Origin of the sequence: Enterobacter cloacae complex sp. P14RS, from assembly GCF_014895895.1 — a bacterium.
In the GTDB taxonomy this organism is placed as follows: Bacteria; Pseudomonadota; Gammaproteobacteria; order Enterobacterales; family Enterobacteriaceae; genus Enterobacter; species Enterobacter bugandensis.
Genome location: NZ_JADBQM010000013.1, coordinates 25,879 through 38,055 on the forward strand (window position 1 = coordinate 25,879; position 12,177 = coordinate 38,055).

Genomic DNA, 12,177 nt, shown 5'->3' on the forward strand with positions numbered 1-12,177 from the left:
TTCTCCCTCTCCCTGTGGGAGAGGGCCGGGGTGAGGGCATCAGGCCGCAATGAATTACAGCGCCTGATGCTTAGTCTCATGCGTCAGCAGCAGCGCAATCAACGTCAGCGCCGCCATGGCCGCCAGATAAACGCCCACGTAGAACAGACCATAATTTGCCTGCAGCCAGGTGGCGATATACGGTGCCACGGACGCGCCCAGAATAGACGAGACGTTATAGGAGAACGACGCGCCGGTATAACGCACTTCCGTCGGGAACAGCTCCGGCAGCAGCGCGCCCATCGGGCCGAAGGTCAGCCCCATCAGGCTCAGGCCAATCAGCAGGTACGCCATCACCAGCGCCGGGCTACCTGAACTCAGCAGCGGCGGGAAGACGAACAGAGCAAACAGAATGATCAGCGTGGTGATCGTAATCATGCTCGCACGACGACCAAACTTATCCGCCAGCAGGCCGGCAATCGGTACCATCACGCCAAACCCAATCACCGCCATCATCAGCATCCACAGCACTTCGTTACGCGGCAGGCCCAGCCCAACCGGCGCGGCGGCGGTACTGTAGGTCATGGAGTACACCGTCATGATGTAGAACAGCGTGTAGGTCGCCAGCATGATAAACGTGCCCAGCACGGTCACGCGCACGTGTTTGGTCAGCAGGGTGCCCAGCGGCACTTTTACCTGTTTTTTCGCCGCGGCTACTTTTGCGAACACTGGCGTCTCATGCAGGGAAACACGCACATACAGGCCAATCAGCACCAGCACGGCCGAGAAGACAAACGGGATACGCCAGCCCCAGCTCATGAACTGTTCATCCGTCAGCAGCCAGGAGAGCAGCAGGAAGGTCCCGTTGGCAAAGAAGAAGCCAATCGGCGCGCCAAGCTGCGGGAATGAACCGTACAGCGCGCGTTTACGCGGCGGGGCGTTCTCGGTCGCCAGCAGCGCCGCGCCACCCCATTCACCGCCCAGCCCCAGACCCTGACCAAAACGCGCCAGCGCCAGCAGGACCGGCGCCAGAATGCCGATGGTTTCGTAGGTCGGCAGCAGGCCGATCGCCACGGTGGAGATGCCCATCGTCAGCAGCGAGGCCACCAGGGTGACCTTGCGCCCAATACGATCGCCGAAGTGTCCAAACAGCGCGGAGCCAATCGGACGCGCCACAAACGCAATAGCAAAGGTCGCCAGAGACTGTAGCGTCGCCGCCGTCGGGTCTCCCTGCGGGAAGAAAATATGCGGGAAAACGATGACCGCTGCGGTGGCGTAAATGTAAAAGTCGAAGAACTCAATGGCGGTGCCAATCAGCGATGCGACGACAACTTTATTGCGCGAGTTTACCGGGACGTTTTCCGCACCAGAGTCGAGTGTTGTGGCTGTTGATTGCATAATATTTTCTTATTTTTTGTCGAACGAAAGGCCATATTACGCACAGCAAAAGCGACATTTCAATCTGTAACAAAATAGCTTCCTGATTATAAAATCAACAAAAAGCGGATAATGTTCAGGCCAGCCAAAATGCTTCCATGAAATGCTTCACATTTTTTAAATATTGGTGGATAAAACTGGTTTTCGGTTAAATAAAAGTTACGGACTGGATTTATATGCTGAAATGATGAGTCGGGCTGAAATATCAGCCCGAGAGCGGAATTAACGATGTGTTTTTCCGGGCATTCGCGTGTCGCCTTTGTACTCGGCGGTGGCAATCCACGCCGCGCAGAACAGGGTTAAACGCGCGAAGAAGTAGAAGAACGCCATCAGCCCGAGCACCGAGCCAAATGCCGCGCCGGACGGGGATTTCACCAGTGACGGCAGCGTGTAAGTCATCACGATCTTAATCACTTCAAAGCCGATCGCCGCAATCAATGTGCCGCGGAGCAGCGCCTTCTTACGCGGACGATGCCGAGGCAAGCGCCAGAAAATCCAGAAGAACAGCAGGTAGTTGGCGAAGATAGAAATCGCCAGTCCGATGCCGCGCCAGGCGGGCTTCAGCCATTCGATGTAATCAAGATAGAGCGCAGAAATAATCATCTGCTGCGCGGAGCCCGCCACGGAGGTAATGGAGAGCGTGACGACGAGCGCGATAAGCAGGCCAATCAGCGAAATAAAGTCGCGGAAATATTTAACCCAAATTTTCTCCTGATCCTGCGGTTTACGCTCCCACACCTCGCGCGACTGGGCGCGAATAGCTTCGCGGAGGTTGCCCATCCAGTTAACGCCGGAGTAAAGGGCGATGAGCAAACCGACGATCCCGACGGTGGTGCGCTGCTGAACGGCGGTGTTAATCGTGCTTTTCAGCGTGGTGGCGAGGGTCGGGTCACTGACGTTATTCAGGATCTTATTGAAAATATCCTGCAGCAGCGTTGGATGTGACGCGAGTACAAAACCGGCCGCAGCAAACGACACCATCAGGATGGGGATCATCGACAGGAACGAAAAATAGGTGATCGCGGCACCGAACTGGTTCCCCATGCGGTCATTAAAGCGCTCGGTCGCACGTATAAGATGCGCAACCATGGGAAACTGCTGAATTCTCTCCGCCAGGCTGGTGACGGTGCCCAGCGCCTTGCTGGCTGTACCAGGGGCTTTAGCCTCTTCCGGCTCGGTTTCCATCTTCTTGATGGGTTCATAATCTAAATGTTGGGTGGGTCGTTGCGGGTTATTTTCCGGCGTCACGCGTCTTTTCCTTTTTCGTTTGGCTGGATGTTATTGAATTATAGCTTGCGACTAGTCCACGTAAGCTTTTGTGAGTTCGGTTAGCCACTCCATAAACAGGTGAACCCGGCGAGAGAGGTTGCGCCGGTGGGGGTAAATCAGGGAGACAGGCATCGGTTCCGCGCGATACTGCGGGAGGATCTCAATCAGTTTCTTTGCGCGCAGCAGGTCACGCACCCCAACGCGCGGGGCCTGAATGATCCCCAGCCCGGCAAGGCAGGCGGCCTGGTAAGTTTCCGTGCTGTTGACGGTTAGCACCCCGCCCGTTTTTATCCACTGCGTCGTGCTACCGTTATAAAATTCAAAGCCCTGAGGGCGGCTTCCCAGCATCGCGGCATAATGAATCACGGCGTGCGAGCCTAAATCGTCCAGCGTGTCAGGGTAGCCAAAACGCGCCAGATAATCCGGGCTGGCGCAGTTGATCACCGACAGCTTGCCCAGCGGACGGGCTATCAGCCCTGAGTCCTTCAGGGAACCCACGCGGACGACGCAATCAAACCCTTCCCGGACCACATCCACCAGACGATCGCTGCTGCTGAGCTCCAGTTCGATACCCGGATACTGCTGTAAAAACGCAGGCAGTTTGGGGATGACGACATTTCGAGCAACGCCAACGGGCATATCCACGCGCAGCCTTCCGCTGATGCTGGAGGGATCGTGCTGAAACATACCGTCCAGCTCATCCAGGTTCGCCAGCAGATCTTTTGCCCGTTCGTAATAGACCATGCCGTCCTGCGTCAGGCTGACGCGGCGCGTGGTACGGTGCAGTAGCTGGGTGCCAAGCCGGTTTTCCAGTGCCTGAATTTGCCGGGAAACGCTGCCTTTCGGCAGCGTTAATGTCTCTGCTGCGCGGGAAAAACTCTCCAGTTCCGCGACGCGAACAAACAGCTGCATTGCGTGAATTTTATCCATAGATGAAGCTCATTGTTGTTTGCACTGAAACAGTGAAGCGTTATTACCCATCTTTATTGATCTTCTATCACCTAATAAGCTCTTTCTCAATCTCCATAACAGCCAAAACGAGGTTTATGATGACTGAACGTATCGCATTAGTGACGGGTGGTAGCCGCGGCTTAGGTAAAAACGCTGCGTTAAAGCTGGCTGCTGACGGCACGGGAATTATCCTGACCTACAATCGTAGCCAGCAGGAAGCGCTGGAAGTTGTGCGCGAAATTCAGGAAAAAGGCGTCAAGGCGGCGGCATTAAAGCTCAATGTCGGGGATATCGCCAGTTTCGAAAATTTTGCTCATCAGCTTCAGGAGATCCTGAAGAGCGTCTGGCAGCGCGAAACATTTGATTATTTATTGAACAATGCCGGAACGGGTTTATACGCACCCTATACCGAAACGACGGAAGCCCAGTTTGATGAGGCGCTGAACATTCACTTCAAAGGGCCTTTCTTCCTGACGCAGCGCCTGCTGCCTCTGCTTAACGACGGGGGGAGGATCCTCAATGTCTCCAGCGGACTGGCCCGCTTCACCCAGCCAGGCTCAGGCACCTACGCGGCCATGAAAGGGGCGATGGAAGTGCTCACCCGCTATCAGGCGAAGGAGCTTGGAGCGCGCGGTATCTCCGTCAATATTATCGCACCAGGCGCGATCGAAACCGACTTTGGCGGTGGGCGCGTGCGCGACAACGCGCAGCTTAACCAGATGCTGGCGTCGCAGACGGCGCTGGGGCGGGTAGGTTTGCCGGACGATATCGGGGATGCCATTGCGGCGCTGCTTAGCGATAAGCTTGGCTGGATGAACGCGCAACGTATTGAAGTATCAGGCGGCATGTTCCTGTGATGTCTGATGTTAAGGGGAGGGAACCCCTTAAGGAAATCCTTAATATGGATGTGTCAAAATGCGGGTAAATATAAAAACCACTGGCGGATTTGTAACCTCTCCATTCATTGAGTTTTTTCTTAAATAGCGCCTATGTAGAATCCCCCTTCGCTATTCTCAGAGGGAGAAATACGATGCGAGTAATCATGTTTGACAGGCAGTCGATATTTATTCATGGAGCGATACACGGTTTGCAGAAATTAATTCCTGAAATAAATATAACGGGGGCTTGTCAGGCAGACGATTTATGGACGCAAATATCCGCGTCACCGTCTGCTATCGTCATGATTGACGGCAATTTAATTCAGGATGAGGGGAGTTCTTTCCTGGATGAAATCATGCATCGCTTCCCGTCGGTACGGGTGATGATGGTTCTGGCAAAAAAAGAGACCCGATGGGTTGAACAACTCATGCAGCGAAACGTGATGGCTATTATCCCCCGTAACGCTAACCCTGAGCGGTTTGCCGCCGTGCTGGATTCCGTGTCCAGAGGGATGGTCTGCTTTCCCGCTGAGTGGGTCAGCCAGCAATCGTCAGCGCAGGCGTTACTTTCCTTAAGCGAGCGTCAGCGTGAGGTGCTGAAGCTGCTGGCGGCGGGCGAATCAAACAAAGAGATTGGTCGCAATCTCCACATCAGTGCGGCCACGGTAAAAGCGCATCTGGAAGCGCTTTTTCGCCGGCTGGAGGTAAAAAACCGAACCCAGGCAGCCATGTACTACACCCGGGCGACGGCCTGAAGCAGCGCTTTCGGGAGTGAAGACGTCACGCCGAAACTCAGTATCATCAGTACCAGCGCGTCATGCTGCTGCTGGGTTAATGGATGTATACACTTTTCCCGCAGCAGCGTTTCACACAGCTGAATATCTTCATGGAGTAAATATTCCGCCTGAAGAGGCGTGATAAGGCCGTGAAAATTTTCCCGTTCGCGGATCACATGCCCATAGCCGATAACCCATACACCCTTTTCATCACGATATTTCTCCAGTGAAAGCCCTTGATGTTTCTTTATTAATTCTATGGCGGCAGAAGATATATTTAGCGCATGACCGTTCATATTCGTTTCCTCTTAATGGCGATACTGTAGAGGAATCGCGGTACGAGCAATATCCGCCAAATGGCTGTTGATCAGGAATTATTGTTCAGGTATTCCTGCCGTAATAACCCAAATAACCAGTCATTTTGCCAGCGACCGGAAAGGTAATAGCTTTCACGTAGCTCGCCTTCCAGCTGGAAGCGGGCTTTTTCCAGCAGACGCCTGGAGGCGACGTTTCCCGCGGTGACGGTGGCGGTGAGCCGACGAATACCGCCCTGATGAAAGGCGTAATCGCAAAGCGCCTGCAGGGATTCGAAGCCGTAACCTTTGCCCTGCGCCTCGGGGGCAAAAAGAAAGCCCACTTCGGCGCAATCTTCTTCCCGATGAATATACCCGGTAACGCCCAGCGGGGCCTGTGAGAGGGCATCACGTACGACGAGGCACAGCCAGTGCGCGCTGCCTGGCGTCCAGGGCGTCAGGCGCGAATCAAACGCCTCCCGGATCGCTGCGACGGGGCGGTTCTCCGCTACAAAGCGCATGACTTCGGGGTGTTGCTGCAACGCCAGAAAAAAGGGCCAGTCTTGCTCCTGCAGGGGCGAGCAGTTCAGGCGTGAGGTCATTAAAACTGGCATTAAGATTCTCCTGAAGCATTTTAAATGATTTTAGGGTTGTCACTTTATTTCAACAGAAAGTCAGGTATGGTTAAGCGCGTATAAATAAAAAGAAAAACGGCCGTTAGTGCCCATTCCGGATGTCTTCGCTGTCGCTTAAGGAAAACAATGACTCTCAGCACATCACATCATATCCGCGAACAGTTTGAACACTGTCTGGCGGTCATTCGCCAGGCGTCGGTGGAAATCTTGCTTCTTCTGAATGTACATGTTTCTGAGGGGAAAGATCCACGCTGGTTTCTGGAACAGCTGGACAGCGCGCGTTTAGGGCTCGGGGGATGGGCTACGGTTGCGAAGAAGCTTAACCTGAATGATGCCGAGATGTCGGAATTTACGCTGCAGCTGCGCCTGCTGCAGCAGCGCGTCCCGCAGTACGAGAGCGGGCAGGATGTCAGTGAAAACCAGCTTATTGCGGCGATGCGGTTTGTGACTACGCTGGAACATCTTCGTCTGCAGCAGCCGCTTCTGACCTACAGCACCGAGCTGGCCCCGGGAAGCGAACTCCAGCAACAGCAGGCGCACAAGCAGGTACGCGCAATTGAGTTAATGATTAAAGGCCTCATTCAGCAGGCCTGGCCCGATCAGGTGCGGCTCAATAATCATCTTAAAACCTTATTTAATGCTGACCGCGTACGGCGCTGGCTGAAGCATGGCGAAATCAACGATGTCCTGAGCGGCATGATGTTCAGTGAACTGGCGCAAATGCTGGTGGATAAAAAAGAGTTCAGCCGCTATTACGCCTCGCTGTTTAACGACCCGTCCATGCTGACGCTCCTGGTGGAGCCGCGCAAAACGCTGCAAACCTTCCTCGACGACATCCGGCAAATCCGCAACAGCATTACGGTGCAGAAAACGTTAAGTTCGGCGCAAATTCAGCTGCTGGATAACTACTACATGCAGATCTCCCGTCCGGTTCAACGCGCGTTTGAGGAGGGGAGAACGCGCGTCAACCCGGCCGGATTCATGGCGGTGGATGCCAGCGAGCTGCACGCGTTCTGGGAAAAGGCGCAAAAAATGGATCGGGTTACCGGTGGGGATCTGTTTGAAGTCCGCGACACGATTGAAAAGCCGACCCAGCGCGCCCCGCGCACGCCCGAACAGCGTGAGCAGCTTATCTCCGGTGCGCTATGGGGAGCGGTCGGCGTGATGGTGATTGCCATCGTGGTAGGCGGCTTCTGGCTGGTGACCAGCAGCAAACCGCAGCCTGCGGCCGAAAATACGGCGCAAGCGGCGGCTCCGCCGCAGGAGATGCGCGAAACCCCTTCTTCGCGCGAGACGCTGACGCGCATGGGAGTGACCTGGGACGAGAGTAATTTCCGTTCGGCGATTAACCGCAACGATACCCGCGTGGCGCTGCTCTTTTTGCAGGGTGGGATGGACTGGAAGCTGTCATGGACCGAAGAGGCGATGTCGGCAGGCTATGACGACGTTCTGGAGCTTATGCTGCGCTATCGGCAGAACATGGCAGAAGAGAAGCCGTGTCGTCGTTTCATCAATACGCTTAGCCACGCCATGTCAAACGGCGAGTCCCTGACGTCAATACGTAAAGAGTATCTGAAAGCGTTCTGCACCGTGCCGGCCGTGGTGAAGCGCCAGAAGCACGATCTTGAGATGGCAACGCGACGCGCGCAGTCACAGCCGGATGCCACCACGAAAAAATGGCAGTCTATTCAGACCGCCATTTATGAGGTGATTCGCTAAAATCTTCCCCTCTTCCCAGAGGGGAGAGGGGGGAAAAGACCGCTCCCTCTCAAGGCTCCCCATACAACCCAATCAACCGTCGCACCACGCCGTTCGTCCAGCCGAAGCCATCCTGTAGCGGATACTCCCCGCCGCCCCCTTCGCGCGGCGTACTGCTGGCGATGTGGTACTTCTCAATCAGCTTGTGGTGCGTCTTGTAGAAGTGGTTCACCGTATGCAGCCAGCTCCAGGCGATTTCATCCCCCAGCGAGTCGTTGCCGTACTGCTTGAACCCCTGAATCGCCATCCACTGCAGCGGCGCCCAGCCGTTGGGTTTATCCCACTGCTCGCCGGTTTCGTACTCGGTTGCCAGAATCCCACCCGGCGTCAGCAGACGCGCTTTTACCGCGTCAGATAAACGTTCTGCCTGCTCGTGCGTCGCCATTCCAACATACAGCGGCACAATGCTGGCGGCAGAAAACAGCGCCATCTGCTCGCGTCGCCAGTCGTAATCGCGGTAACAGCCACTCTCCTCGTCCCACAGATAGCGGTTCACCGCCGCGCGGCGATCGGTGGCCTTCTGGCGGAACAGCTCGGCCGTCTCTTTATCCCCTTTCGACGCCGAGATATTGGCAATCGCGCTCTCCAGCTTAAACAGGAAGGCGTTCAAATCGATGGGGATAAATTGCGTCGTGCGAATGCTGGCGAGCCGCGCCGGATCGCGCAGCCAGCGGGAGGAGTAATCCCAACCAGACGCTGCTCCCGCACGCAGATCGCGATAGACCTCATTCGGCGGACGACCCGAGTGGCGGGCGGTTTCCACGTCCTCAATCCACGACTCGTCGCGCGGGGTGTCACGGTCGTCCCAGTAGCGGTTCAGCAATGAACCGTCCGGCATGCGCACCGCGCTGCGGTAGGCCTGATTAAGCAGTAACGACTCCGCGCCGTCCATCCAGAAGGCATGCTCCATTTTGAGGTGGTCGAGGTAGCGCTTCGCGCCGCGCACGCCGTCTTCTTCAAACAGCTCCACCATCAGGGCAAAGACTGGCGGCTGCGAGCGGCTGAGATAATAGGTGCGGTTGCCGTTAGGGATATGGCCGTAGCGTTCGATCAGCCACGCGAAGTTATCCGCCATGCACTTCAGCAGATCGTTACGGCCACTTTCCGCCAGCCCCAGCATGGAGAAGTACGAATCCCAGTAGTAGGTCTCGCTGAATCGCCCGCCGGGCACGATATAGGCCTGCGGCAGCGCCAGCAGGGACGACCAGGGAATATGGTCCTGCGGTTCGCGCGTCAGGACGGGCCACAGGCTATCAATGTGCTCTTTCAGCGACAGGCCGGGGTCGGAGACATATTCCGTGCTGTAGGTTTCAGGCAGCCAGAAGTGGTTCTCAACGAACTGGCGCAGGTCGAAATCCCGGTGCCGTCTGACCTTACGGTAGCGGATCAGAATATCCAGCGGATCCATCTTCGGCGCGCAGTCGGGGAAGGTTTTGCTGTCCGCAAACAGCCGCGTCGACTGTACGTGCTCGAACAGTTCAAGGTAGCGATCGGCGGGCGTCAGGGCATCGGAGGCGGGTAGCCCCTCGATCATTTCGGGTTCCGGCTCCGCCTCAATCATCTCATCCAGTTTTAACTCGCAGGGATCGGTCTCGTAGCGCAGCTCTTCTGCAATCTCGAATTCGATGTTCTCGGTAGCCTGTAGTTTCTGGTTGAACATGGTGATAGGGACCTCCGGTTGTGTGTTCTGAAGACAGGTTTCTCCGGGCGTCCTATAAGCGTAGACATTCGCTTCGGTAGATGTGGAGGGATATGTGCGGTAGATCACTCTTTTCGGAGCATTCGTTTTGCAACGATTTATGTATGTGAATAAAAAAAGCCCCTCCGGAGAGGGGCTTCTGCATTATCGCATGGTGACAAACTCTTCCGCCGCCGTCGGGTGGATAGCCACGGTGTTGTCGAAGTCTTTCTTGGTCGCACCCATCTTCAGCGCCACCGCAAAGCCCTGCAGGATCTCATCCATGCCGAAGCCGATGCCGTGGATACCGACAATCTTCTCTTCCGGGCCCACGCAGACCAGCTTCATGCGGCACGGCTGACGGTGAGAGGTGACGGCGGTATACATCGCGGTGAACGCGGATTTATACACTTTCACCTGGTCGTCGCCGTACTGCTCACGGGCCTGCGGCTCGGTTAAGCCGACGGTGCCGATTGGCGGGTGGCTAAAGACCACGGTCGGGATGTTGCTGTAGTCCAGATGCTCGTCCGGCTTGTTGTTGAACAGACGCTCGGAGAGACGACGGCCCGCCGCAACGGCCACCGGCGTCAGTTCAACCGCACCGGTGTTATCACCGACGGCGTAAATGCCCGGTACGCTGGTGTTCTGGAACTTATCGACGACGATGTAGCCTTTTTCGTCGGTTTTCACACCGGTCACCGCCAGGTTAAAGCTGTCGTTCGCCGGTTCACGACCAATCGCCCAGATCAGGCAATCAACGGTCTGGCTGCGGCCATCTTCCAGCTCAAGGGTCAGGCTGCCGTCCGCGTTTTTAACGACCGCTTTTGGCACGGCGTTGGTGTGCAGGGTTGGGCCTTCGGTGTTCATCACTTCAACCAGCGTATCGACGATCAGCGGGTCAAAGCTGCGCAGCGGTGCGTGTTTACGCACGAACAGGTGCGCTTCTGCACCCAGGCCGTTAATCACGCCAGCCAGCTCTACCGCGATATAGCCCGCGCCCACCACGGCAACGCGCTCAGGCAAGGCAGGCAGCTCGAAGAAGCCGTCGGAGTCGATACCGTATTCCGCGCCCGGAATATTCGGGTGGCTCGGGCGGCCGCCGGTGGCGATCAGGATATGATCGGCGGTGATCGTCTCGCCGTTCACTTCGATCGTTTTCGCGTCCACAAAGCGGGCGAAGCCGTGAATCACGTCGACGTTATTTTTGCCCAGCACGTTGTCGTACGAGGTGTGAATGCGGTCGATGTAGGCGGTACGGCTGGCGATCAGCTTGTCCCAGTCGAAATTGTTGATGGTGGTGTCAAAGCCGTAGTCCGGACCGTACATATGGATCGCTTCACGGATTTGCGCCGCGTGCCACATCACCTTTTTCGGTACACAACCCACGTTCACGCAGGTGCCGCCCAGCGCTTTGGCTTCAATCAGCGCACATTTCTGGCCGTACATGGCCGCGCGGTTGATGGAGGCGATGCCGCCGCTGCCGCCGCCGATGGCGATGTAGTCATAATGCTTAGTCATAGCTTTTGTCCTTAATCGTGAATTGCCGCGATTGTATACCTGAAATCAATAGTTTCCACCGATGGCTGCAATTACTCCGGCACGATCCAACTGACGGTGGCGTGGCCCGTTCCGGCTGGCACCAGCGTTTTGTGCAGCCACGGCAGCACGTTGTTCATCTGCGCTTCGAGCTTCCACGGCGGGTTAATGACGATCATGCCGGAAGCGGTCATGCCGCGCTGGTCGCTATCAGGGCGTACCGCCAGCTCGATCTGCAGAATTTTGCGGATGCCGGTCGCCTCAAGGTCTTTGATCATGCGCTTGATCTGCGCGCGCAGCACCACCGGATACCACAGGGCGTATGTCCCGGTGGCGAAGCGTTTGTAGCCTTCGTGGATACCGGTCACCACCGCCTGATAGTCGGTTTTGATTTCGTACGGTGGGTCGATCAGCACCAGGCCGCGACGGGAAACCGGCGGCAGCTTGGCTTTCAGCTGCTGGTAGCCGTCGGCTTTGTCGACGCGGGCGCGGCTGTCTTTCTGAAATTCCGAACGCAGCAGCGGGAAGTCGCTCGGGTGCAGTTCGGTCAGCTGGAGGCTGTCCTGCTCGCGCAGCAGCTGGCGGGCAATCAGCGGTGAGCCAGGGTAGTAGCGCAGCTGGCCGTTGCGGTTGAAGTGATTCACCACGCCAATGTAAGGCTCCAGCTCGGCGGGCAGGTCGTCCTGCTGCCAGATGCGGGCGATGCCCTCAAGGTATTCGCCGGTACGCTCGGCATGCTCGCCGCTCAGCTGATAACGGCCCGCGCCCGCATGGGTGTCCAGATAGAGAAACGGCTTCTCTTTCTCTTTAAGCGATTCAATGATCAGGCTCTGAACGGTGTGTTTGAGGACGTCGGCATGGTTGCCAGCGTGGAAGCTGTGGCGATAACTGAGCATGGGTAATGGTATTCCGCTGAATTGACGATTTGCCACAGTTTACAGCAGAACGGCACAGATTACCCGCAGGCCCGGTAAGCGCAGCTATTGA

General features: G+C 56.4%; 11 protein-coding genes. 3 read left to right on the forward strand and 8 right to left on the reverse strand.

Features of this window, described 5'->3' with window-relative positions:
• Positions 1-54 precede the first annotated feature (54 nt).
• The 3 genes from IM295_RS11885 to IM295_RS11895 all read right to left on the reverse strand — a co-directional run bounded on the left by IM295_RS11885 (position 55) and on the right by IM295_RS11895 (position 3,615).
• Positions 55-1,377 carry an MFS transporter gene (locus tag IM295_RS11885; protein WP_028014749.1) on the reverse strand — a complete coding sequence of 441 codons (1,323 nt, stop codon included), beginning with the start codon at positions 1,375-1,377 and terminating at the stop codon, positions 55-57.
• A 261-nt stretch (positions 1,378-1,638) separates the two neighbouring features.
• Positions 1,639-2,664 (reverse strand): inner membrane protein YhjD, encoded by a 1,026-nt coding sequence (yhjD, locus tag IM295_RS11890; protein ID WP_041911856.1) that lies wholly within the window; start codon positions 2,662-2,664, stop codon positions 1,639-1,641.
• Positions 2,665-2,715: 51 nt separating this feature from the next.
• Positions 2,716-3,615 (reverse strand): LysR family transcriptional regulator, encoded by a 900-nt coding sequence (locus tag IM295_RS11895; protein WP_028014747.1) that lies wholly within the window; start codon positions 3,613-3,615, stop codon positions 2,716-2,718.
• A 119-nt stretch (positions 3,616-3,734) separates the two neighbouring features.
• Between IM295_RS11895 and IM295_RS11900 the strand changes: the two genes are divergently transcribed.
• Positions 3,735-4,493, forward strand: a complete 759-nt coding sequence (locus IM295_RS11900) for an SDR family NAD(P)-dependent oxidoreductase (RefSeq protein ID WP_045259402.1) — start codon at positions 3,735-3,737, stop codon at positions 4,491-4,493.
• A 173-nt stretch (positions 4,494-4,666) separates the two neighbouring features.
• A complete protein-coding gene (locus IM295_RS11905; RefSeq protein ID WP_193066736.1) occupies positions 4,667-5,269 on the forward strand; it encodes a response regulator transcription factor in 603 nt (200 codons plus the stop codon).
• Here the strand turns inward: IM295_RS11905 and IM295_RS11910 are convergent.
• Entirely contained in the window at positions 5,248-5,586 is a 339-nt protein-coding gene (locus IM295_RS11910; protein WP_028014744.1) for a lysozyme, read from the reverse strand. The two genes, IM295_RS11905 and IM295_RS11910, sit on opposite strands and share 22 nt — an antisense overlap.
• A 71-nt stretch (positions 5,587-5,657) precedes the next feature.
• A complete protein-coding gene (locus IM295_RS11915; RefSeq protein WP_028014743.1) occupies positions 5,658-6,197 on the reverse strand; it encodes a GNAT family N-acetyltransferase in 540 nt (179 codons plus the stop codon).
• Positions 6,198-6,344: 147 nt separating this feature from the next.
• Here IM295_RS11915 and IM295_RS11920 point away from each other — a divergent pair, with 147 nt between their 5' ends.
• Positions 6,345-7,937 carry an STY4199 family HEPN domain-containing protein gene (locus IM295_RS11920; protein WP_041911859.1) on the forward strand — a complete coding sequence of 531 codons (1,593 nt, stop codon included), beginning with the start codon at positions 6,345-6,347 and terminating at the stop codon, positions 7,935-7,937.
• Between the two features lie 49 nt (positions 7,938-7,986).
• On the opposite strand, the gene IM295_RS11925 is transcribed toward IM295_RS11920, so the two are convergent.
• The 3 genes from IM295_RS11925 to IM295_RS11935 form a co-directional block, all read right to left on the reverse strand.
• Positions 7,987-9,636: an alpha,alpha-trehalase gene (locus tag IM295_RS11925; RefSeq protein WP_028014741.1), complete on the reverse strand. Its 1,650-nt coding sequence runs from the start codon at positions 9,634-9,636 to the stop codon at positions 7,987-7,989.
• A 183-nt stretch (positions 9,637-9,819) separates the two neighbouring features.
• On the reverse strand, positions 9,820-11,172 hold the full coding sequence (gene gorA / locus IM295_RS11930; protein WP_041911861.1) for a glutathione-disulfide reductase: 1,353 nt from the start codon (positions 11,170-11,172) through the stop codon (positions 9,820-9,822).
• A gap of 71 nt (positions 11,173-11,243) precedes the next feature.
• Positions 11,244-12,086 (reverse strand): 23S rRNA (adenine(2030)-N(6))-methyltransferase RlmJ, encoded by an 843-nt coding sequence (locus tag IM295_RS11935; protein WP_028014739.1) that lies wholly within the window; start codon positions 12,084-12,086, stop codon positions 11,244-11,246.
• Between the last annotated feature and the right edge of the window lie 91 nt (positions 12,087-12,177).

Coding starts and splice junctions, on each gene's coding strand:
- IM295_RS11885 (WP_028014749.1), bottom strand. CDS start 1,377: ATGCAATCAACAGCCACAACACTCGACTCTGGTGCGGAAAACGTCCCG.
- IM295_RS11895 (WP_028014747.1), bottom strand. CDS start 3,615: ATGGATAAAATTCACGCAATGCAGCTGTTTGTTCGCGTCGCGGAACTG.
- IM295_RS11900 (WP_045259402.1), top strand. CDS start 3,735: ATGACTGAACGTATCGCATTAGTGACGGGTGGTAGCCGCGGCTTAGGT.
- IM295_RS11905 (WP_193066736.1), top strand. CDS start 4,667: ATGCGAGTAATCATGTTTGACAGGCAGTCGATATTTATTCATGGAGCG.
- IM295_RS11910 (WP_028014744.1), bottom strand. CDS start 5,586: ATGAACGGTCATGCGCTAAATATATCTTCTGCCGCCATAGAATTAATA.
- IM295_RS11915 (WP_028014743.1), bottom strand. CDS start 6,197: ATGCCAGTTTTAATGACCTCACGCCTGAACTGCTCGCCCCTGCAGGAG.
- IM295_RS11920 (WP_041911859.1), top strand. CDS start 6,345: ATGACTCTCAGCACATCACATCATATCCGCGAACAGTTTGAACACTGT.
- IM295_RS11925 (WP_028014741.1), bottom strand. CDS start 9,636: ATGTTCAACCAGAAACTACAGGCTACCGAGAACATCGAATTCGAGATT.
- gorA (WP_041911861.1), bottom strand. CDS start 11,172: ATGACTAAGCATTATGACTACATCGCCATCGGCGGCGGCAGCGGCGGC.
- IM295_RS11935 (WP_028014739.1), bottom strand. CDS start 12,086: ATGCTCAGTTATCGCCACAGCTTCCACGCTGGCAACCATGCCGACGTC.